Source organism: Staphylococcus argenteus, assembly GCF_000236925.1.
Lineage (GTDB): Bacteria > Bacillota > Bacilli > Staphylococcales > Staphylococcaceae > Staphylococcus > Staphylococcus argenteus.
In genome coordinates, this window is the sequence record NC_016941.1 from 1,011,941 (window position 1) to 1,033,897 (window position 21,957).

Sequence of the window (21,957 nt, forward strand, 5' to 3'; positions counted from 1 at the left end):
CAATGTTTCTTGTAATTTGAATGTTTTGTTAAAACAAAAAGCATTTTTAAAAATATAATGCGACTTTAGTATGATGTCTAAAAAAAATTAAAGGCGTAATATAAATTCAAGTGATTTATACAATGCGATAAGGTATAATTAATTTTGTTGTAATAAGAACTTAATTGAAAAAAATATTCCTAAATAGTTTAAGGTGTAAACGACAGTTTTTCATTATAATGCTTTGATATAACATAGCTAGTTTATATGGAAACTATTTACAAATATAAAACGAAAACATTGTGAGGCAATTATCAAATGAAATTTAATAAAGTAAAACTAGTTATACATGCGTGTGTACTATTATTCATCATTATTAGTTTGGCATTAGTTTTCCATCATTGGGAGACTAAAACGAGCTCACTTGAGCCAATTCATAAAGAAACAAAGTTATCTGATAATGAAAAATATTTGGTAGATCGAGATAAAGATAAGGCTGCACCTTCGAAGTTAAAGACTATATACAATAGTAAAGATCCTAAATATAAGAAAATTGATAAGTATTTACAAAGTTCATTGTTCAATGGGTCAGTAGCCATTTATGAAAACGGTAAATTAAAAATGAGTAAAGGTTATGGCTACCAAGATTTTGAAAAAGGTATTAAAAACACACCAAATACGATGTTTTTAATAGGTTCTGCTCAAAAATTTACAACGGGGTTATTGTTAAAACAATTAGAAGAAGAACATAAAATAAACATTAATGATCCTGTTAGTAAATACATTCCATGGTTCAAAACATCAAAACCAATTCCTTTGAAAGATTTGATGCTACATCAAAGTGGATTATACAAATATAAATCTTCAAAAGACTATAAGAACTTAGATCAAGCAGTTAGAGCGATTCAAAAACGTGGTATTGATCCCAAGAAATACAAAAAGCATATGTACAATGATGGAAATTATTTAGTACTTGCTAAAGTAATTGAGGAAGTTACTGGCAAATCTTATGCAGAAAACTACTATACCAAAATAGGTGACCCATTAAAGTTAGAACATACAGCATTTTATGATGAAAAACCGTTTAAACAATACTTAGCTAAAGGTTATTCGTATAAAACTACAGGCTTAGCTTTTTTAAAGCCTAATATTTTACAGCAATACTATGGTGCAGGGAATTTATATATGACTCCAGCAGATATGGGTAAACTAATTACACAAATACAACAAAATAAACTATTTAATCCTAAAATAACTAATCCATTATTGCATGAGTTTGGTACAAAACAATATCCAGATGAATATCGCTATGGTTTTTATGTTAAACCAACATTAAATCGTCTAAATGGTGGATTCTTCGGTCAAGTGTTCACAGTGTATTATAATGATAAATATGTTGTAGTACTTGCTCGAAATGTTAAGGGTAATAATGAAGTTCAAATCAAGCACATATATAATAATATTTTAAAACAAAATAAACCTTACAATATGAAGGGCGTTATTGTTCAATAAAACGATGGAAGATATAATATGCAAAATCAAAATGACAATAAGGGAAGTTAAACCTGAAATGATCATAGTGCATATTATATCTTCTTTTTTGATTTGAAAATAGAAAAGGGGGGGTTAAATTAATAGTGCTCAGATTAAAATGATTTTTTTAAAGTGTACAATTTTGATTATATAAGTTTGGATAGCTGTTTAATAATAGAGAAATGTAAGTCGTGGTTAAACATAAAATGGTCTATGTCCTCATTTATATTTTTACAAAGGTAAAAATCATGTGTAAATGAATATACATTATAAAACCGAATATAAAAGGAAGTTTAATGAATGTAATAATTTAAATAGATAGCGTGATGTAGAAGCTATTTTAAATCACGTTGAGATTTTCACTAAACTAAATAGAAATATAAAAAACCAGCTAACTGTGTGTTAGCTGGTTAAACTTTACATTATTTAAATGTCGTTTATAAGTGTGAAGAGTGACCGCCTTGCATAACCCAGTATGTTCCGATTACGAAACAAAGTGTAATGACAAGAGCAAAGATAACTTTGAAAGTTTGTAAACGTCCATCTTTACCTTCAGTTAAATGCATGAACATTAATAATTGAAGGCCTGCTTGAACGAATGCAAAGCCAAAGATAATTGTCAACTTCGCATGGAATGTTAATGATGTGTATAGTGTTACGTAAACTGCTAAAAGCGTTAATACGATAGATGCGATAAATCCGACTGTATGTTTCATTATTGTACTCATCCGCTATACACCATCCCTATCATATATACGGCAGTAAAGATGAATACCCAAACAACATCTAAAAAGTGCCAGTATAAACTTACGATAAATAATTTTGGCGCATTGTATTTATCTAACCCGCGTCGTTGGATTTGGATTAATAAACAAATGGCCCAAACGATACCTAACGATACGTGACAACCATGTGTTCCTAATAGGATGAAGAAACTAGACCAGTATGAGCCGATTGTTGGGTTAACGCCCTCTGATGCATAGTGTGCGAATTCGTAAATTTCGAATCCAACAAAGACTAAACCTAAAAGTAACGTAATGATCATCCAGAACATCATTAACTTTTGCTTCTCTTGACGCATGTAGTAAATTGCAATACCACAAGTGTAAGAACTGAATAATAATGCAAACGTCATTATTAAAACAAGAGGCAATTCAAATAACTCAGTAGTCATTTTACCTGCATAATCGCCACCGTGTTGCAAAGTTAATAGAGTTGCAAATAGGGTACCGAATAACGCAAATTCGGCTGTAATGAAAATCCAAAAGCCAAGCTTATTTAATTCGCCTTCATGTGTGCGTGAATCAATAGTGTTTGTATCATGACTCATGACTTACAGCCTCCCTTTCTTTAATACGCGCTTCTCTTAATCGAGCTTCAGTTTCAGCAACTTCAGCAGCAGGGATGTGGTATCCATGATCGATTTGGAAACTGCGATAAATCATAGTACCAAAAATACCGAATAAGCATAATAACGCTGGAATAACAGTTTCGAAAATTAAGAAGAAACCGCCGATAGTCATAAAGATACCGATCCAGAAACCAACAGGTGTATTGTTTGGCATATGAATGTCTTTGTAATTATGGTTGTCTAAGTAATGACGACCATGTTCTTTCATATCAACAAATGTGTCGTAGTCATTCCAATCTGGTGTAATAGCGAAGTTGTATTTAGGTGGAATTGCAGAAGCAGTAGTCCATTCTAAAGTACGACCAAGTCCATCCCAGTTATCTCCAGTAGCTTCACGTGGAGATTTGATATGACTGTAAACGATACTAACTACAAGGAATAAGAATCCGATTGCCATTAGTAATGCACCGATAGTTGAAATAAAGTTCAATAAGAACCAACCATCTGATGGCATGTAAGTGTATAAACGACGTGGCATACCATCTAATCCAAGAATGAATTGTGGTAAGAAACAAACGTTAAATCCAATCATGAAGAACCAGAAGCACCATTTGTTTAATGTTTCGTTTAATTTGTAACCCATCATCTTAGGATACCAGAAGATTAAACCAGCTAGGCAGGCAAATACAACACCAGTAACCAATGTATAGTGGAAGTGAGCTACTAAGAAATACGTATTGTGATATTGATAGTCAGCTGATGCCATCGCTAACATTACACCAGTAACACCACCTAATAGGAAGTTTGGTATAAATGCTAATGAGAACAGCATTGGTGACTCAAATGTAATTCGACCTTTATATAATGTTAATAACCAGTTAAACAATTTCACACCGGTTGGAATACCAATCAGCATAGTTGAAATTGAGAAGAATGAGTTGATTAACGCACCATTACCCATTGTGAAGAAATGGTGAACCCAAACTAAGAAACTAAGGAACGCGATACCGGCAGTTGCCCATACCATACTTTGATGTCCGAATAAACGCTTACGAGCGAATGTCGGAATAATTTCTGAGTAAATACCAAATGCTGGTAGGATAACGATATAAACTTCAGGGTGCCCCCATACCCAGAAGAAGTTAGCCCAAAGCATTGGCATACCGCCATTTGCAACTGTGAAGAATGCAGTGTCAAATATTCTATCAGTTGTCATTAATGCTAACGCTACTGTTAAAGGAGGGAAAGCAAGAATAACAATTAATGTAGTAATAAATGTTGTTACTGTGAACATTGGCATTTGCATAAACTTCATTGTTGGTGTTTTACATCTTAAAATTGTTACAAAGAAGTTGATACCGGTAGCTAGGGTACCAAGCCCTGAAATTTGTATAGCTATTAAGTAATAGTTAACACCCGGACCAGGACTGAATTCACCTGCTAGTGGCGCATAGTTTGTCCAACCAGCTGCTGGTGAACCACCAATAATAAATGACAGGTTGAATAAAATCATACCTGCAAAGAATAGCCAGAAACTTACGTTGTTTAAAACTGGGAATGCAACATCACGTGCTCCAATTTGTAATGGAACTACGATATTCCATAAACCAAAGATAAATGGCATCGCCATGAAGATAATCATGATTACACCATGCGTACTAAAGATTTCGTTATAGTGGTTTGATTCTAAAAACTTGTTATCTGGTACTGTTAATTGCGCACGAATAAGTAACGCATCAATACCACCACGGACGAACATTAACACGGCACAGATTAAATACATAACACCGATTTTCTTATGGTCTACAGACGTGAACCATTCTCTGTAAAGATATTTCCATAATTTAAAGTAAGTAATTACTGCAATTAAACCAATAACTAAGAATGGGGCACCAATTTGTGCCATTGTAATCATCCAGTTACCTTTAACTAGTAATTGATCCCATGGAAAATTCATTAATGTCCACCTCCATGATCATCATTGTCTTGATCTTGCGCATCTTTAGAAATTTTCTTCATTTCTTTCGCATTTTTCGATTCATCTTTCTTGAACTCATTGTTATATGGTTCGTCATTTCCAAGAATCATCAATTTCATACCATGTCGTTTATAGTTCGCATTTGTAATTTGAGCTTTACGAGCAGGTATTAATGGTTTGTCTGATACATCTTTGTACATATCCTCTTCACTAGTGAAGTTTGGATCTTTCAATTTGAAATTGAAACGTTTATATGCATAGAAGATGTATTCTGGGTCGGCTGCAGGATCTACAAACGCCATATGTGTACCATTAAATTCTAAAGCTTTGTTGGCAGTGCTAGGTAATAATTGTTTATCAAATGTATCTTGATCTAACGTTTTCTTACCTTTAACTTTTTTCACCCATTTGTCGTAGTCTTTTTGACTAACGGCATTTACTTTAAATGTTTGGCGTGAGAAACCTTCACCATTGAAGTTAGAGTTACGACCTCTGAACGTACCAGTTTGAGATGCTTCTAACGTCCAATTCATTGTCATGCCAGTCATGGCATATTTTTGACCACCTAATTGTGGAATCCAGAAACTAGTCATTGTATCCATTGCTTGAAGCTTAAATACAACTGGACGATCTTTAGGGATTGTTAAAGTATTAACAGTCTCTATATGTTCATCTGGATAAGCAAAGAACCATTTGTACCCGGCACTAACCGCGTATACAACCATTGGATCTTTCTCACTCTTCGGTGGTTTTTCGTAATCGTATAATGTTTTAACTGTAGGAATAGCTAAAGCAGCTACGATTAAGATAGGTATTACAAACCATATTGTTTCAATGATGGCATTATGGTGCATCTTACCAGATTCGGCATTCTTATTATAACTATACTTGTAAATAAAAATGGCGAACATGCCAAGTACAACGAAACAAATAACAAGCATGAAGATAATTGAATAAATGATCAAGAACTTCTGGCTACTTGCTACTGGCCCTTTTGCGTTGAAAATTTCTATATTTGAACAACCACTAAGTAAAATTAGTGTGCCAAATAATAGAAGCAAAGACTTAAATTTTGACACTTTTTTGACCTCCTAATACTACAAATGTAGGGCTTAACATCAATTTTAAGTTATTACACAATATTTACAAGGGCTTATGGAAAAAAAATTAATAAAATTGTATCCAAAATGTAGAGAAATCAAGGTATGACGGGGGTTCACACATTTGTTAAAATTATGTGTACATTTTGTGACTAACAGGATTTTTGAAAAAAAGCTTCATATTTAAAAGGGAATCTGAGAATGAGTGTCATTTATAGGGGGATTAAAAGAAAATAAAAAAAGTTAAGAATTATCAAATAAGTACTTTTTAATTAGGCAGTCATGTACTAATTTTAGAATGTTTATTTTTGTAGTAATAACAAAATTATCATTCACAAATTTGAAATTGAGCAAAGCGAAAGGGGATTGTATATAAAAAACATTTGACAACTTTGAATGGGGTTATAAATTGTAAAAACTACTAAAATGAAATTGTGATAAGTTATTAAGAAAAATGTTCATTTATTTACTGCATTATGAATTATAAAAAGTTGCATGATTAAAAAATGCTTTGAAATGGGTTTATGATTAACAATCTTAAAAATAAAAAGGTAGCAAAATATTTAATTTGCTACCTTTTATATAGAATTATTTAACTTCGATACTTCTTGTGGAAGTCTCAATGGCGCCATCTGAGTCAGTGACGTGATATTTAATTTGGTACTTGCCAGATTTAGTTGTATCAATTTGACCATCAACTTTGATTTTGTCAGTTAAATCTCCATCTTCTTTATCAAATGCACTTATGCCGTTTAGAAGGTTATAATCTTGACCTTTCTTAATAACGATATCATTTGCGCCTTTAATTTGCGGTGTAGTGTTCGTAGTTGCTTCTGCACTTAAATTTGGTGTTACTAGCGTAGCAGAAACACCAAGGGCTGATAATGACTGTAATAGTTTATTCATAATGTAACCTCCGAATGATAAGTCATTTCTGAGTTAACTTTACTATACCTTAAATTTTATTATTTACACATCATACTATAGTCCTAATCTTACCTTATAAAGAATGAAATTTAAATATAAATTTATAATTAATGAAGAAATAATTATTGTTTTGAAAATCTGTCACAATTGTAAAAACTATATACAAAGTATAATTTGAAAATAAAGTTAACTTAATTCGGAGTACTAACATTAATATTTTGTAGCCAATTTGTTATAAAAATATGACCGATAACAAGTTCCATTTGCTAACTGTTGAAAGGTTTGCTTAATATTTATCCTATTCATTTTGTCTCAAATTCATCAAAAAAACGAATGAGAACATATAAAAATATATGTTCTCATTCGTTTTTAAAAATCATATTATGCATCAATGCCTCTACGCATCTTTTCAGCAAGTAATGTATTATTTAAAACCATTGTGATAGTTAAGGGTCCAACTCCGCCAGGAACCGGTGTGATGGCACCCGCAATTTCTTTAACTGCTTCGTAATCAACATCGCCTTTTAATTTGCCATTTTCATCAGGTGTATTACCTACATCTATAATAACGGCGCCTTCTTTTACGACATCTTTTGTTACTAAACCAGGTTTACCCACTGCACTGACAATAACGTCCGCATCTTTTAAATATGAAGCCATATCTTTTGAACGCGAATGTAAGATAGTAACAGATGCATTTTTTTGAAGCAATAACTTAGAAACTGGTTGTCCCACTATATGACTACGACCAATTACAACAGCATTTTTGCCTTCTAAATCCATATCAGCGTGTTTTAATATTTCCATAATTCCTAAAGGTGTACATGGAACGAAAGTTTGCTCATCGATATATAATTTTCCAATATTAATTGGGTGGAACCCATCTACGTCTTTGTCTGGATTAATTGCTTCTAATACTTTTTGTTCGCTAACTTGTTTTGGAAGTGGCACTTGTACCAAGATTCCACTTACAGAGTCATCGTTGTTTAATCTATTTAGTTCGTTTAATACTTCTTCTTCAGTAGCTGTTTCTTCTAAATGTACGATTTCTGAAATCATTCCAATTTTTTCAGCTGCTTTCTTTTTTGATCGCACATAACTTTGACTAGCGCCATCATTACCCACAAGTATAACTGATAATTTAGGTGTAAAACCTTTTTCTTTTAGCGCTTCAACTTGATCTTGTAACCCTTGTCTGTAGTCTTTGGCAATTTGTTTACCATCTAAAATTTTAGCAACCATAAAAATTTCTCCTCCTAATAAAATATCCTAACTTTGTATTGTCATATTTCTAATTTACATAGCAAAAGACGTAAATTCAAACAAAAATTTAAAATAAAGTTCGATTTTTGATTGAAAAAGCAGAAATTGCTTGTTATGCTATATCTATAATATACAACTAAAGTAATTCACAATTCAAACTTTTGAAAGGGTGTACAAAGTGAAAGTAGCAGTCATTATGGGCAGTTCTTCCGATTGGAAAATTATGCAAGAAAGCTGTAACATGTTGGATTATTTTGAAATTCCGTACGAAAAACAAGTTGTGTCAGCACATCGTACGCCAAAAATGATGGTGCGATTTGCTTCCGAAGCTAGACAAAAAGGTATTGATATTATCATTGCAGGTGCTGGTGGTGCAGCTCATTTACCAGGAATGGTTGCATCTTTAACAACGTTACCAGTCATTGGCGTTCCAATTGAGACTAAAAGTTTAAAAGGTTTAGATTCTTTACTATCAATTGTACAAATGCCTGGAGGTATTCCGGTTGCTACAACGGCAATAGGTAAGGCTGGTGCTAAAAATGCTGGGATACTTGCAGCGAGAATGTTAAGTATCCAAAATGAAAAGCTAGTTAAAAAACTTGATCAATATGAAGAAGCTTTAATTCAGAAAGTGGAGGATATGCAAAATGATCTTCAATAAATTAAAATTTGGCGCGACCATTGGAATTATCGGTGGAGGTCAACTTGGCAAGATGATGGCACAATCAGCTCAGAAAATGGGATATAAAGTGATTGTGTTAGATCCGAATGAAGATTGCCCGTGTAGATATGTTGCACATTCATTTATACACGCGAGTTATGATGATGAAGAAGCACTTAATCAATTAGGTAACAATTGTGATGTTATAACTTATGAATTCGAAAATATTTCAGCCCAAAAATTAAAATTAATGACTGAAAAATTTAATATTCCACAAGGGTACCAAGCCATACAGTTATTACAAGACCGCTTAACTGAAAAAGTAACATTATTAAAAGCAGGTACTCAAGTAGTTCCTTTTGTATCAATTAAAAAACCTGATGATATTAAAAAAGCAATTGCAACATTAGGTTATCCATTTATAGTAAAAACAAGATTTGGTGGTTACGATGGCAAAGGTCAAATCTTAGTAGAAAATGAAGAAGGTTTACAAGATGTTTATGCATTAATTGATAAAAATGAATGTGTCGCTGAAAAATATCTTGATATTCAAAAAGAAGTATCTCTCACTGTTACAAGAGGAATCAACAATCAAATTACTTATTTCCCTTTACAAGAAAATGAACATAGAAATCAAATATTATTTAAAACTATTGTTCCATCACGCATTGATAAGAACAAAGAAGCAAAAGAACAAGTTGAAAAAATTATAAATGCAATTCATTTTATTGGCACGTTTACTGTAGAGTTCTTTATAGATAAAAATAACCAACTTTATGTAAATGAAATTGCGCCGAGACCACATAATTCCGGACATTATTCGATTGAAGCGTGTGACTATTCACAGTTTGATACACATATTTTAGCGGTTACTGGTCAATCATTACCAAAAGAGGTTGAATTGTTAAAACCAGCAGTAATGATGAACCTGTTAGGCAAAGATTTAAATTTGTTAGAAGAAGAATTTACAAAACACCCAGAATGGCATTTACACATTTATGGTAAAAATGAACGTAAAGATAATAGGAAAATGGGTCATATGACGGTTTTAACTAATGATATTAATCAAACTGAAAAAGATATGTACGCTAAATTTGAGGGGAGAAATTAAATCATGACACTTTTATATGAAGGAAAAGCAAAACGTATTTTCTCAACGAATAATAATCATGAATTGAGAGTTGAATATAAAGATGAAGTAACCGCAGGCAATGGTGCCAAAAAAGATACCATGGTTGGTAAAGGACGACTAAATAATCAAATTACATCAATTATATTTAAACATTTGCATGAAAAAGGTATTGAAAGCCATTTTATAAAGCAGTTATCCGATACAGAGCAACTCGTAGAACCGGTTAAAATCATTCCTTTAGAAGTTGTTGTTCGTAATATTGCTAGTGGATCTATTACTAAGCGTTTAGGCTTTGAAAACGGACAAGTATTTAAAGAACCACTTGTAGAATTTTTCTATAAAAACGATGATTTAAATGATCCATTGATTACTGATGATCATATCAAATTATTAAATATTGCAAATGATGAAGATATTAAAATACTCAAGACGAAAGCATTAGCAATTAATGATGTGTTGAAACAATTAATGGATGAAATGAATTTAAAACTAGTAGATTTTAAGATTGAATTTGGAAAAACTGACGCAGGTAAAATTTTATTAGCAGATGAAATATCTCCTGATACATGTCGTATTTGGGATAAAGATACAAATGTAAATTTTGATAAAGATGTATATAGAAATAATACTGGCTCATTAATAGAAACATATCAAATATTTTTAAATAAATTGGAGGATTTAAAATAATGAAAACAATTGAACTACATATCACATTACAGCCACAAGTATTAGATACACAAGGCCAAACGCTTAATAGAGCAGTACACGATCTAGGTTATTCGCAAGTAAATGATATTCGTGTTGGAAAAGTATTATATATGACGGTTGATGAGGCAAGTGATGAAAAAGTACATAATATCATTACTACTCTAAGTGAAAAATTATTTGCTAATACAGTAATCGAAGAATATAGCTACAAAGTGATTGATGAAAAGGAGAATGCATAAAATGAAGTTTGCAGTTCTTGTTTTTCCAGGTTCAAATTGCGATAGAGATATGTATAATGCTGCTATTAAAAGTGGTGTTGAAGCGGATTATGTAGATTATAGAGAAACGTCATTAAAAGGATTTGACGGTGTTTTAATTCCTGGTGGGTTCTCGTTTGGAGATTATTTAAGATCTGGAGCAATGGCTAGTGTAGCGCCAATTATTTCTGAAGTTAAACGCTTAGCAAAAGAAGGCAAGCCTGTATTAGGTGTTTGTAATGGGTTTCAGATTTTAACAGAGATTGGTTTATTACCTGGTGCTTTGCTGCACAACGATTCTCATTTATTTATTAGTAGAAATGAAGAGTTAGAAATTGTAAATAATCAAACGTCATTTACAAATTTATATGAACAAGGTGAAAAAGTAATTTATCCCGTTGCCCATGGAGAAGGACATTATTATTGTACAGATGAAATGTATCAACAATTAATCGATAACAATCAAATTATTCTGAAATATGTGAATAATCCGAATGGTTCTTATGCTGATATTGCTGGAATTATAAATAAAGAAGGAAATGTATGTGGTATGATGCCACATCCTGAAAGAGCATTAGAAAGGTTATTAGGTACTGACAGTGGCGTTAAATTATTTGAAGCAATGGTAAAAAGTTGGAGGGAACAACATGTCTAAATTTATCGAGCCAAGTGTAGAGGAAATTAAACTTGAAAAAGTATATCAAGATATGGGATTAAGTGATCAAGAATATGAAAAGGTTTGTGATATTTTAGGCAGACAACCCAATTTTACAGAAACAGGTATCTTTTCTGTAATGTGGAGTGAACACTGTTCATATAAACATTCTAAACCATTTTTAAAGCAATTTCCTACGACAGGTGAACATGTATTAATGGGACCAGGTGAAGGTGCTGGAGTTGTCGATATTGGTGACAATCAGGCAGTGGTATTTAAAGTCGAATCCCATAATCATCCATCTGCAATCGAACCATACCAAGGTGCGGCTACAGGTGTGGGTGGAATTATTCGTGATATCGTGTCAATTGGTGCGAGACCAATCAACTTATTAAACAGTCTTAGATTTGGAGAATTAGATAATAAGCAAAACCAACGATTACTTAAAGGTGTTGTTAAAGGGATTGGTGGCTATGGTAACTGTATTGGCATACCAACAACAGCTGGTGAAATTGAATTTGATGAACGATACGATGGTAATCCACTAGTTAATGCAATGTGCGTCGGTGTTATAGATCATGACATGATTCAAAAAGGAACAGCAAAAGGTATCGGCAATTCAGTTATCTATGTTGGTTTGAAAACAGGTCGTGATGGTATTCATGGAGCTACGTTTGCTTCTGAAGAATTAACTGAAGAAAGTGAAAGTAAACGTCCTTCTGTCCAAATTGGAGACCCATTTGTAGGGAAAAAATTAATGGAAGCTACACTTGAAGCTATTACGTTTGATGAATTAGTCGGTATTCAAGATATGGGTGCAGCAGGCTTAACATCATCATCATCTGAAATGGCCGCAAAAGGTGGCAGCGGATTACATTTACGATTGGATCAAGTCCCAACTCGTGAACCAGGTATCTCACCATATGAAATGATGTTATCTGAAACACAAGAACGTATGTTACTAGTCGTTGAAAAAGGAACGGAACAAAAGTTTTTAGATTTATTTGATAAACATGAACTAGATAGTGCTGTAATTGGTGAAGTTACAGATACAAATCGTTTTGTTTTAACTTATGAAGATGAAATTTTTGCTGATATTCCTGTAGAACCACTTGCAGATGAAGCGCCTGTATACATTTTAGAAGGAGAAGAAAAAGACTACAATACTTCGAAAAATGTTTATAGTCAAATCGATGTTAAAGACACGTTCTTTAAGTTGTTGCAACATCCAACACTTGCATCAAAACACTATTTATATGATCAATACGATCAACAAGTTGGTGCAAATACAATTATTAAACCGGGACTTCAAGCATCTGTTGTACGTGTAGAAGGTACTAATAAAGCTATTGCTTCAACAATTGATGGAGAAGCACGATACGTCTATAACAATCCATATGAAGGTGGAAAGATGGTTGTAGCAGAAGCATATCGTAATTTAATTGCCGTAGGAGCAACACCATTAGCAATGACTGACTGTTTAAATTATGGTTCCCCTGAAAAGAAAGAAATTTATCAACAACTAATCGATTCAACTAAAGGTATGGCAGAAGCTTGCGACATACTTAAAACACCGGTTGTTTCTGGAAATGTTTCATTATATAACGAAACAAAAGGAACTTCTATTTTCCCAACGCCAGTTGTTGGAATGGTTGGTCTAATTGAAAATGTAGATTATTTAAATGACTTCGAGCCACAGGTTGGAGATAAATTATATTTAATTGGTGATACTAAGGATGATTTTGGTGGTAGCCAACTTGAAAAGCTAATTTACGGTAAAGTAAATCACGAATTCGAAGCTCTAGATTTAAGTTCTGAAGTTGCCAAAGGTGAGGCAATTAAAACAGCAATTCGTGAAGGTAAACTTTCTCATGTACAAACAGTTGGTAAAGGTGGCTTATTGTTAACGTTAGCCAAAATAAGTGCTCACTATGGAATTGGGCTTAATACGTCTATCGATTTAACAAATGCGCAATTATTTAGTGAAACACAAGGGCGTTATGTTGTATCTGTTAAAGCAGGTGAAACATTAAATATTGATCAAGCAGTTGAAATTGGTCGATTAACTGATAGTGACAATTTCAAAGTAACAACGCCATTTACTGAAGTTAGCGAAAATGTTTCAGATATTAAAGAAATATGGGAAGGAGCTATTGCTCAATGTTTAACTACTCAGGATTAAACGAAGAATGTGGCGTATTTGGTATTTGGAATCATCCTGAAGCAGCACAATTAACATATATGGGACTTCACAGTTTACAACATCGCGGACAAGAAGGCGCAGGTATTGTTGTTTCTAATCAAGAGGAATTAAAAGGTGAACGTGGGCTTGGATTGTTGACCGAAGCAATTAAAGATCATCAAATGGAACAGTTAAAAGGATATGATCATGCAATTGGCCATGTTCGTTACGCAACATCAGGTAATAAAGGTATTGAAAATATTCAACCATTTCTGTATCACTTTTACGATATGAGTGTAGGTATTTGTCATAATGGAAACCTTATTAATGCTCAATCGTTACGTCGAAATTTAGAAAAGCAAGGTGCCATTTTCCATTCATCTTCAGATACAGAAGTAATCATGCATTTGATTCGTCGTAGTAAGGCACCAACTTTTGAAGAAGCATTGAAAGAAAGCCTTCGCAAAGTTAAAGGTGGTTTTACTTTTGCTATTTTAACGAAGGATGCATTATATGGTGCTGTTGATCCAAATGCGATTAGACCGCTTGTTGTAGGTAAGATGAAAGATAATACGTATATTCTTGCTAGTGAAACATGCGCGATTGATGTATTAGGAGCGGAATTTGTCCAAGATATTCATGCAGGTGAATATGTTGTTATTAATGATGAAGGTATTACTGTTAAATCTTATACACATCATACGACAACGGCTATCTCTGCTATGGAATACATTTATTTTGCAAGACCAGATTCAACTATTGCTGGCAAAAATGTACATGCAGTTCGAAAAGCGTCAGGTAAAAAGTTGGCGCAAGAAAGTCCGGTTGATGCAGATATGGTAATTGGTGTACCGAATTCTTCATTATCAGCTGCAAGTGGATATGCAGAAGAAATTGGTTTGCCATATGAAATGGGTCTTGTGAAAAATCAATATGTTGCCAGAACATTTATTCAACCGACTCAAGAATTACGTGAACAAGGTGTAAGAGTGAAGTTATCTGCAGTGAAAGATATTGTAGACGGTAAAAATATTATACTTGTTGATGATTCGATTGTAAGAGGAACGACAATTCGTCGTATTGTGAAAATGTTAAAGGATTCCGGTGCGAATAAAGTTCACGTTCGAATAGCATCTCCAGAATTTATGTTTCCAAGTTTTTATGGTATCGATGTTTCAACGACAGCTGAATTAATTTCTGCAAGTAAATCACCTGAAGAAATAAAGGATTATATAGGTGCTGATTCTCTAGCGTATCTAACAGTAGATGGATTAATCGAATCAATCGGTTTAGATTATGATGCACCATATAGCGGCTTATGTGTAGAAAGTTTTACAGGTGATTACCCAGCAGGACTATATGATTATGAAGCGAATTATAAAACACATTTAAGTGAGAGACAGAAACAATATATTTCTAAAAATAAACACTATTTTGATAGCGAGGGAAATTTAAATGTCTAAAGCATATGAACAATCTGGTGTAAATATCCATGCTGGTTATGAAGCGGTAGAAAGAATGTCGAGTCATGTTAAACGTACGATGCGTAAAGAAGTTATTGGTGGTTTAGGAGGATTTGGTGCTACTTTTGATTTGTCAGAATTAAATATGACAGCACCAGTATTAGTTTCAGGTACCGACGGCGTTGGTACGAAATTGAAATTAGCAATAGATCATGGAAAACATGATTCAATCGGTATCGATGCAGTTGCGATGTGTGTTAATGATATTTTAACAACGGGTGCTGAACCGTTATACTTTTTAGATTACATTGCTACGAACAAAGTTGTACCAGAAATAATTGAACAAATAGTTAAAGGAATTAGTGATGCATGTGTAGAAACGAATACCGCGTTAATCGGTGGAGAAACTGCTGAAATGGGAGAAATGTATCATGAAGGCGAGTACGATGTAGCAGGATTTGCAGTTGGTGCAGTCGAAAAAGCTGACTATATCGATGGTTCACAAGTCGAAGAAGGACAAGTGATTATTGGTCTTGCTTCCAGTGGTATTCACTCAAATGGTTACAGTTTAGTACGCAAATTAATTCAAAAGTCAGGTATTGATTTATCTACTGAATTTGATAATAGACCATTTATCGATGTATTTTTGGAACCGACAAGATTATATGTTAGACCTGTACTTGCTTTGAAAAAGCACATCTCTATAAAAGCGATGAACCATATTACTGGTGGTGGTTTTTTTGAAAATATACCACGTGCGTTACCTGAAGGTTATGCTGCACAAATTGATGTAACATCATTCCCAACGCCAAAAATATTTGATTGGTTACAACAACAAGGTGAAATTGAAACAACAGAAATGTATAACATATTCAATATGGGTATCGGTTATACAGTCATTGTAGATGAAAACGACGCGGCACATGCTATAGATATTTTAAAAGAGGAAGGTATTGAAGCATATCAAATTGGTCAAATTGTAAAGAACGAAGATACAGCAATTGAGCTGTTGGGGGTATAACAATGGTTAAGATTGCAATTTTTGCATCAGGTTCAGGAAGTAACTTTGAAAATATCGTTGAACATGTTGAATCAGGCAAATTAGAAAACATCGAAATTACAGCTTTATATACGGATCATCATGATGCCTTTTGTATTGATAGAGCAAAGAGACATCAAATTCCTGTCTATGTAAATGAACCAAAACAATTCAGTTCAAAGGCGCATTACGAGCAACATTTAGTAACATTATTAAACAAAGATGATGTGGAGTGGATTATTTTAGCTGGTTATATGAGATTAATTGGTCCAGACTTATTAACTTCATATGAAGGGAAAATTTTAAATATACATCCATCACTATTGCCGAAATATAAGGGGATTGACGCAATAGGACAAGCTTATCAAAGTGGTGATTCAATCACAGGTTCAACAGTTCATTATGTTGATAGTGGCATGGATACGGGAGAAATTATTGAACAAAGACAATGTGATATTAGACCGGGTGAAACGAAAGAACAATTAGAAGAGAAAGTTAAGCGATTGGAATATGAATTATATCCAAGTGTTATAGCTAAAATTGTAAAATAAGGAGTATATTTGTGATGAAAAAAGCTATTTTAAGCGTATCAAATAAAACAGGTATTGTAGAATTTGCTAAAGCGTTAACTCAATTAGATTATGAATTATATTCTACTGGAGGAACGAAACGTATATTAGATGAAGCAAATATACCCGTTCATTCTGTTTCAGAATTAACGCATTTTCCCGAAATCATGGATGGACGTGTGAAGACATTACATCCAGCTGTTCACGGCGGTATTTTAGCCGATAGAAATAAACAACAGCATTTGAATGAAATATCAGAACAACAAATTGATTTAATAGATATGGTTGTTGTTAATTTATATCCATTCCAACAAACTGTTGCTAATCCTGACGTAACAACGGATGAAGCTATTGAAAATATAGATATTGGTGGACCAACTATGTTGCGTGCAGCAGCTAAAAACTATAAATATGTGACTACAATTGTGCATCCTTCTGATTATAACGAAGTGTTGGAACGCTTAAACAATGATTCATTAGATGAAGCGTTTAGAAAATCATTAATGATTAAAGTTTATGAACATACTGCAGAATATGATGCAGCGATTGTACGTTTCTTTAAAGGGGACCAAGAAACGTTAAGATATGGTGAGAACCCTCAACAATCAGCATATTTTGTAAGAACTTCAAATGCAAAGCACACGATTGCTGGCGCTAAACAATTACATGGGAAACAATTAAGTTATAACAATATTAAAGATGCAGATGCTACGTTAGCCTTAGTTAAAAAATTTGATACTCCAGCAGCAGTTGCAGTTAAGCATATGAATCCTTGCGGTGTTGGTATCAGCGATACTATTGAGCAAGCTTTTCAACATGCTTACGAAGCGGATAGTCAATCAATTTTTGGTGGGATTGTTGCATTAAATAGAACTGTAACATCTGAATTAGCAGAGCAATTGCATAGTATCTTTCTAGAAGTGATTATTGCACCTAAATTTTCAGACGAAGCTTTAAATATTTTGACTCAAAAGAAAAATGTAAGATTGTTAGAAATCGACATGACATTGGATAGTAATGAAGAGGAGTTTGTCTCTGTATCTGGTGGATATTTAGTTCAAGATAAAGATAACTATATTGTACCAAAAGAAGAAATGAAAATTGTAACAGATGTTGAGCCAACGGATGAACAATGGGAAGCAATGTTACTTGGATGGAAAGTCGTACCATCAGTAAAAAGTAATGCAATTATTTTAAGTAACAACAAACAAACTGTTGGTATTGGTGCAGGTCAAATGAATCGTGTTGGTGCAGCAAAAATCGCGTTAGAAAGAGCAATTGAAATTAATGATAGCGTTGCATTAGTATCGGATGGTTTTTTCCCTATGGGTGATACAGTTGAACTTGCAGCTCAACATGGTATTAAGGCAATTATTCAACCAGGTGGTTCAATTAAAGACCAAGAATCAATTGATATGGCAAATAAACATGGTATTACAATGGTTATTACAGGCACTCGACATTTTAAACATTAATTTTAAAGGGGCGTAACATTAGATGAATGTATTAGTAATAGGTGCTGGTGGTCGTGAGCATGCACTAGCATATAAACTTAATCAATCAGACAGTGTAAAACAAGTTTATGTAATTCCTGGTAATGAAGCAATGTCAACTGTTGCTGAAGTACATACTGAAATTGCTGAATCAGATCACCAAGCGATACTTAAATTTGCAAAAAATCACAATATTGATTGGGTTGTAATTGGTCCAGAACAGCCATTAATTGATGGATTGGCAGATGTTTTACGTGAACATGGTTTCAAAGTATTTGGTCCAAACAAACATGCGGCACAAATTGAAGGCTCGAAATTATTTGCTAAAAAATTAATGGAGAAATATGATATTCCGACAGCAGATTATAAAGAAGTTGATTACAAAAAAGACGCATTAATATATATTGAAAACTGTGAATTACCAGTTGTCATTAAAAAAGACGGTTTAGCAGCCGGCAAAGGTGTTATCATTGCAGATACAATAGAAGCAGCAAGAAGTGCGATTGAAGTCATGTATGGTGACGAAGAAGATGGCACCGTTGTATTCGAAACTTTCTTAGAAGGTGAAGAATTTTCATTAATGACGTTTGTGAATGGAGATTTAGCAGTGCCGTTTGATTGTATTGCTCAAGATCATAAGCGTGCATATGATAACGATGAAGGACCAAATACAGGTGGCATGGGTGCTTATTGTCCAGTTCCACATATTAGTGATGATGTATTGCAAATAACTAATGAAACGATTGCTCAACCGATTGCTAAAGCAATGTTAAATGAAGGTTATCATTTCTTTGGTGTCTTATATATTGGTGCTATTTTAACTAAGGATGGACCGAAAGTAATTGAGTTTAATGCTCGTTTTGGAGATCCTGAGGCACAAGTATTATTAAGTCGTATGGAAAGCGACTTAATGCAACATATTATTGATTTATATGAAGGTAAAGAAATTCATTTTAAATGGAAAAATGAAACAATTGTTGGAGTAATGTTAGCTTCAAATGGATATCCAGATACGTATGAAAAAGGCCATGAAGTAAGTGGTTTTGATTTAAATGAAAACTATTTTATCAGTGGATTGCGAAAGCAAGGTGATACATTCGTGACATCGGGTGGTAGAGTCATACTTGCCGTAGGAAAAGGTGACAATGTTGCAAAAGCACAACGAGATGCATATGATAAAGTATCACAAATTAAAAGTGACCATTTATTCTATCGTCACGACATTGCGAATAAAGCATTGTAATGTAAATAACACCATACCAATACCGCCACACATTGTATAATGCGTAATGCTACAATGTGTGGCGGTATTTTAAATATACAATTTCGAAGAGGGGCCACAACATGTTTGGATGAACAATATAACATGTTTGTGGCCCTCTCTTTGAAGTATTATGGAATAAATGGTTTCTTTTTTATACAAATGAATTTCTAACTTTATATCTATACAATTATGGATAAAATTTAACCGACACGACCTAGACGAACATCATCAATACCCGTAATAGGAAATGTCATTGAACAATAATATGCCAATGTAATAATGGCAATTAAAACTATGATAAAGACAATGTCTTTATATGAGAAAGGTACATTGTAATAATAAGTTCGAGGACCATCTTTGAATCCTTTAGACTCCATTGCTACTGATAATTGATGTGCCTTTCTAATGTTTTGGCTTAACAAAGGTATGATTAAATGTTTGAACCTATTAAGACCTCTATAGTTTGATGCGTCTATCATTTGATAGCGCATTTTTAAGGATCTGCGTAATTGTATCAAAGAAGTTATCATTAAAGGTAACATTCTTATGGCAGCCATAAATGCATATGCAACTTTTGATTTAACTTTTAAATGTTGCATTAAGCTGTAAAAAATCATAACAACTTGTGATGTTAATGCAATTAATATTCCGAAGAAAGACATAGCAATCGTTCTTAATGAGACATGTAAACCACGTATTAAACTTTCTGTCGTAATATGGATAAAACCAAATTTCAATATGGTATGGCTCCCATTCCCATATAAAATCATGAAAAGGGAAGATAGTAATGCAAAGCCAACACTTATGGCAATAAATATTGCTGTGATTTTAAACTGAGTACCATTAAATAGAAGTAAAAATACTAATAATAAGATGGTGGTATAAAGCATAAAATCAAAATTATGCACAAATATAATGAAGAAAAATAGTAAGATGCCTAGAAAAAGCTTCGTTATAATATTGACATCATCAACGAATGAATGTCTTATTTTCCATTGTTCATACATTAATATCACCATCACAATCTAGCAATTTACCATCCGAAATTTTAAGTCTTTTTGATGGATAGCGTGCAATTATTTCGTCATCATGTGTCACCATCACTATACTTTGGCCAATTTGAATGCGTTGTTGGAAAAGTTTGATCAATTCGAATGTATTATGACTATCAAGTCCAAAAGTGGGCTCATCTAAAAAAATGATATCAGCTTTTGAACTTAATGCTGTAGCGACACTAAGACGTCGCTTTTGTCCAATAGATAATTCAAATGGATGTTGATCTTTGACATCTTCTAAATTCAATAATTTTAAAAGATGCATCGTTTCATTTTCACTTTCATTTTTAGATAGATGATTAAAGTGAATATTAATTTCTTCATAAACTGAATTTGTAATGAACTGTAATTCAGGATTTTGATAAACAAGATACATATTTTTGGCAGCATGTTTAATTTTAGTTAAACGGTGATTTTGAAAATGCACACTACCTTGATACTTAATCAATTGCATAATTGATTCGAGTAATGTAGTTTTCCCACTACCATTTGCTCCTGTAATCGTAATCCATTCACCTTTATCTATTTTTAAATCTGAAAATTTAAATAATGTAGATTTGCCTCGAATGATATGTCCTTCGTTAAAGTGTAATAAATTATCTTTTGATGCTGGGAAGGGGATATGTTTTGGTGCATATTCCCAAGCTTTAGGATGCCAGACACCATACTCAGTTAATAAACTATCGTATTCATTTAGTATTGTATCAGGGTTTGCATCAGCAATAATATTACCAGCATAATCCATTAGAATTACGCGATCGACATGTTGCCATATATGATTCACTTTGTGTTCAACTATAACAACTGTTTGATCTTCCCATAATTCAATTAACTTGGACCATAAGTCTTTTGTTGCTTGGACATCTAGCATTGCAGTTGGTTCATCTAAAAATAATGTTTTTGATTGCTGAAGAATGGTTTCAACAATTGCAAGTTTTTGCTTCATTCCACCGCTTAAATCTTTAACGTACGTTGCTGATGAAACATTCAAGTTAACCATATTTAAAGCATCAATAATTAACTGGTCCATATCTTGACGCGGTACTTGTCTATTTTCTAAAACGAAAGCTAATTCTTCATAAACTTTTGGCATACAAAATTGACTATCTGGATCTTGAAAAATGACGCCACTTAATGGATCGATAATTAATTCATCATATTTCATAGGTAGTTCGATTAAATTAGGAACAATACCACTCAATACATTGAGAAGGGTGCTTTTACCACATCCAGAAGGTCCTAATAAAAGTACTTTTTCTTTATCCTGAATAGTGATGTTAAGATGATCGAAAATCTTTCGCTGACCATTAGGATATTTTAGTCGTAAATCACTAACCTTTAACACTTT

The 21,957-nt window shown here is 33.2% G+C and carries 20 protein-coding genes; 12 read left to right on the forward strand and 8 right to left on the reverse strand.

All coding sequences use genetic code 11. The annotated features are described in order from the left end of the window. The first annotated feature begins 297 nt into the window (after positions 1–297). A complete protein-coding gene (fmtA, locus tag SAMSHR1132_RS04745; RefSeq protein WP_000671259.1) occupies positions 298–1,491 on the forward strand; it encodes a teichoic acid D-Ala esterase FmtA in 1,194 nt (397 codons plus the stop codon). A 458-nt stretch (positions 1,492–1,949) separates the two neighbouring features. On the opposite strand, the gene qoxD is transcribed toward fmtA, so the two are convergent. The 6 genes from qoxD to folD form a co-directional block, all read right to left on the reverse strand. Beyond that, positions 1,950–2,228, reverse strand: coding sequence for a cytochrome aa3 quinol oxidase subunit IV (qoxD, locus tag SAMSHR1132_RS04750; protein ID WP_014373812.1), 279 nt, complete (start codon positions 2,226–2,228; stop codon positions 1,950–1,952). Positions 2,229–2,236: 8 nt separating this feature from the next. Then, positions 2,237–2,842 (reverse strand): cytochrome aa3 quinol oxidase subunit III, encoded by a 606-nt coding sequence (gene qoxC, locus SAMSHR1132_RS04755; RefSeq protein WP_000017736.1) that lies wholly within the window; start codon positions 2,840–2,842, stop codon positions 2,237–2,239. Beyond that, a complete protein-coding gene (qoxB, locus tag SAMSHR1132_RS04760) occupies positions 2,832–4,820 on the reverse strand; it encodes a cytochrome aa3 quinol oxidase subunit I (protein ID WP_001010769.1) in 1,989 nt (662 codons plus the stop codon). Before qoxB ends, qoxC begins: the two co-directional genes overlap by 11 nt. Further along, positions 4,820–5,920, reverse strand: a complete 1,101-nt coding sequence (gene qoxA, locus SAMSHR1132_RS04765; RefSeq protein WP_000032832.1) for a cytochrome aa3 quinol oxidase subunit II — start codon at positions 5,918–5,920, stop codon at positions 4,820–4,822. The genes qoxB and qoxA overlap by 1 nt, the downstream gene beginning before the upstream one ends. A gap of 609 nt (positions 5,921–6,529) precedes the next feature. Further along, positions 6,530–6,847, reverse strand: coding sequence for a DUF5011 domain-containing protein (locus SAMSHR1132_RS04770; protein WP_001037833.1), 318 nt, complete (start codon positions 6,845–6,847; stop codon positions 6,530–6,532). Positions 6,848–7,249: 402 nt separating this feature from the next. After that, positions 7,250–8,110 (reverse strand): bifunctional methylenetetrahydrofolate dehydrogenase/methenyltetrahydrofolate cyclohydrolase FolD, encoded by an 861-nt coding sequence (gene folD / locus SAMSHR1132_RS04775; protein WP_000225839.1) that lies wholly within the window; start codon positions 8,108–8,110, stop codon positions 7,250–7,252. A 199-nt stretch (positions 8,111–8,309) separates the two neighbouring features. On the opposite strand from folD, the gene purE reads away from it, so the two are divergent. From purE to purD, 11 genes are read left to right on the forward strand one after another with little or no spacing between them, the layout of a single operon-like run. Then, complete coding sequence (gene purE, locus SAMSHR1132_RS04780) at positions 8,310–8,792, forward strand: 5-(carboxyamino)imidazole ribonucleotide mutase (RefSeq protein WP_000861575.1); 483 nt, start codon at positions 8,310–8,312, stop codon at positions 8,790–8,792. After that, entirely contained in the window at positions 8,779–9,903 is a 1,125-nt protein-coding gene (purK, locus tag SAMSHR1132_RS04785) for a 5-(carboxyamino)imidazole ribonucleotide synthase (protein WP_000576983.1), read from the forward strand. Before purE ends, purK begins: the two co-directional genes overlap by 14 nt. A 3-nt stretch (positions 9,904–9,906) precedes the next feature. Continuing rightward, entirely contained in the window at positions 9,907–10,611 is a 705-nt protein-coding gene (gene purC / locus SAMSHR1132_RS04790; RefSeq protein ID WP_000174040.1) for a phosphoribosylaminoimidazolesuccinocarboxamide synthase, read from the forward strand. Continuing rightward, complete coding sequence (gene purS / locus SAMSHR1132_RS04795) at positions 10,611–10,871, forward strand: phosphoribosylformylglycinamidine synthase subunit PurS (protein WP_000848349.1); 261 nt, start codon at positions 10,611–10,613, stop codon at positions 10,869–10,871. Before purC ends, purS begins: the two co-directional genes overlap by 1 nt. A 1-nt stretch (position 10,872) precedes the next feature. After that, positions 10,873–11,544, forward strand: a complete 672-nt coding sequence (gene purQ, locus SAMSHR1132_RS04800) for a phosphoribosylformylglycinamidine synthase I (RefSeq protein WP_000666811.1) — start codon at positions 10,873–10,875, stop codon at positions 11,542–11,544. Continuing rightward, positions 11,537–13,726, forward strand: coding sequence for a phosphoribosylformylglycinamidine synthase subunit PurL (gene purL / locus SAMSHR1132_RS04805; RefSeq protein ID WP_000032756.1), 2,190 nt, complete (start codon positions 11,537–11,539; stop codon positions 13,724–13,726). The genes purQ and purL overlap by 8 nt, the downstream gene beginning before the upstream one ends. Continuing rightward, a complete protein-coding gene (gene purF / locus SAMSHR1132_RS04810) occupies positions 13,705–15,189 on the forward strand; it encodes an amidophosphoribosyltransferase (RefSeq protein ID WP_000483724.1) in 1,485 nt (494 codons plus the stop codon). Before purL ends, purF begins: the two co-directional genes overlap by 22 nt. After that, entirely contained in the window at positions 15,182–16,210 is a 1,029-nt protein-coding gene (gene purM, locus SAMSHR1132_RS04815) for a phosphoribosylformylglycinamidine cyclo-ligase (protein ID WP_000030804.1), read from the forward strand. The genes purF and purM overlap by 8 nt, the downstream gene beginning before the upstream one ends. Before the next feature lie 2 nt (positions 16,211–16,212). Next, entirely contained in the window at positions 16,213–16,779 is a 567-nt protein-coding gene (gene purN, locus SAMSHR1132_RS04820; protein WP_000238661.1) for a phosphoribosylglycinamide formyltransferase, read from the forward strand. Positions 16,780–16,793: 14 nt separating this feature from the next. After that, positions 16,794–18,272 carry a bifunctional phosphoribosylaminoimidazolecarboxamide formyltransferase/IMP cyclohydrolase gene (gene purH, locus SAMSHR1132_RS04825; RefSeq protein ID WP_000709270.1) on the forward strand — a complete coding sequence of 493 codons (1,479 nt, stop codon included), beginning with the start codon at positions 16,794–16,796 and terminating at the stop codon, positions 18,270–18,272. A 22-nt stretch (positions 18,273–18,294) separates the two neighbouring features. Next, entirely contained in the window at positions 18,295–19,533 is a 1,239-nt protein-coding gene (gene purD / locus SAMSHR1132_RS04830) for a phosphoribosylamine--glycine ligase (protein ID WP_001101898.1), read from the forward strand. A gap of 221 nt (positions 19,534–19,754) precedes the next feature. Here purD and SAMSHR1132_RS04835 read toward each other — a convergent pair whose 3' ends face one another. After that, the gene (locus SAMSHR1132_RS04835) at positions 19,755–20,561 is read right to left on the reverse strand and encodes an energy-coupling factor transporter transmembrane component T family protein (RefSeq protein WP_000273244.1); all 807 of its coding nucleotides are present in this window, start codon (positions 20,559–20,561) and stop codon (positions 19,755–19,757) included. After that, a complete protein-coding gene (locus SAMSHR1132_RS04840) occupies positions 20,554–21,954 on the reverse strand; it encodes an ABC transporter ATP-binding protein (RefSeq protein ID WP_000921964.1) in 1,401 nt (466 codons plus the stop codon). Before SAMSHR1132_RS04840 ends, SAMSHR1132_RS04835 begins: the two co-directional genes overlap by 8 nt. Positions 21,955–21,957: the final 3 nt, after the last annotated feature.

Excerpts from the sequence above, each read along its gene's own strand:
- qoxB (WP_001010769.1), bottom strand. The coding sequence starts at position 4,820 with ATGAATTTTCCATGGGATCAATTACTAGTTAAAGGTAACTGGATGATT.
- purD (WP_001101898.1), top strand. The coding sequence starts at position 18,295 with ATGAATGTATTAGTAATAGGTGCTGGTGGTCGTGAGCATGCACTAGCA.
- purM (WP_000030804.1), top strand. The coding sequence starts at position 15,182 with ATGTCTAAAGCATATGAACAATCTGGTGTAAATATCCATGCTGGTTAT.
- folD (WP_000225839.1), bottom strand. The coding sequence starts at position 8,110 with ATGGTTGCTAAAATTTTAGATGGTAAACAAATTGCCAAAGACTACAGA.
- purN (WP_000238661.1), top strand. The coding sequence starts at position 16,213 with ATGGTTAAGATTGCAATTTTTGCATCAGGTTCAGGAAGTAACTTTGAA.
- purC (WP_000174040.1), top strand. The coding sequence starts at position 9,907 with ATGACACTTTTATATGAAGGAAAAGCAAAACGTATTTTCTCAACGAAT.
- purS (WP_000848349.1), top strand. The coding sequence starts at position 10,611 with ATGAAAACAATTGAACTACATATCACATTACAGCCACAAGTATTAGAT.
- purK (WP_000576983.1), top strand. The coding sequence starts at position 8,779 with ATGATCTTCAATAAATTAAAATTTGGCGCGACCATTGGAATTATCGGT.
- SAMSHR1132_RS04835 (WP_000273244.1), bottom strand. The coding sequence starts at position 20,561 with ATGTATGAACAATGGAAAATAAGACATTCATTCGTTGATGATGTCAAT.
- purH (WP_000709270.1), top strand. The coding sequence starts at position 16,794 with ATGAAAAAAGCTATTTTAAGCGTATCAAATAAAACAGGTATTGTAGAA.
- purQ (WP_000666811.1), top strand. The coding sequence starts at position 10,873 with ATGAAGTTTGCAGTTCTTGTTTTTCCAGGTTCAAATTGCGATAGAGAT.
- fmtA (WP_000671259.1), top strand. The coding sequence starts at position 298 with ATGAAATTTAATAAAGTAAAACTAGTTATACATGCGTGTGTACTATTA.
- qoxC (WP_000017736.1), bottom strand. The coding sequence starts at position 2,842 with ATGAGTCATGATACAAACACTATTGATTCACGCACACATGAAGGCGAA.
- SAMSHR1132_RS04770 (WP_001037833.1), bottom strand. The coding sequence starts at position 6,847 with ATGAATAAACTATTACAGTCATTATCAGCCCTTGGTGTTTCTGCTACG.
- purL (WP_000032756.1), top strand. The coding sequence starts at position 11,537 with ATGTCTAAATTTATCGAGCCAAGTGTAGAGGAAATTAAACTTGAAAAA.
- purF (WP_000483724.1), top strand. The coding sequence starts at position 13,705 with ATGTTTAACTACTCAGGATTAAACGAAGAATGTGGCGTATTTGGTATT.
- qoxD (WP_014373812.1), bottom strand. The coding sequence starts at position 2,228 with ATGAAACATACAGTCGGATTTATCGCATCTATCGTATTAACGCTTTTA.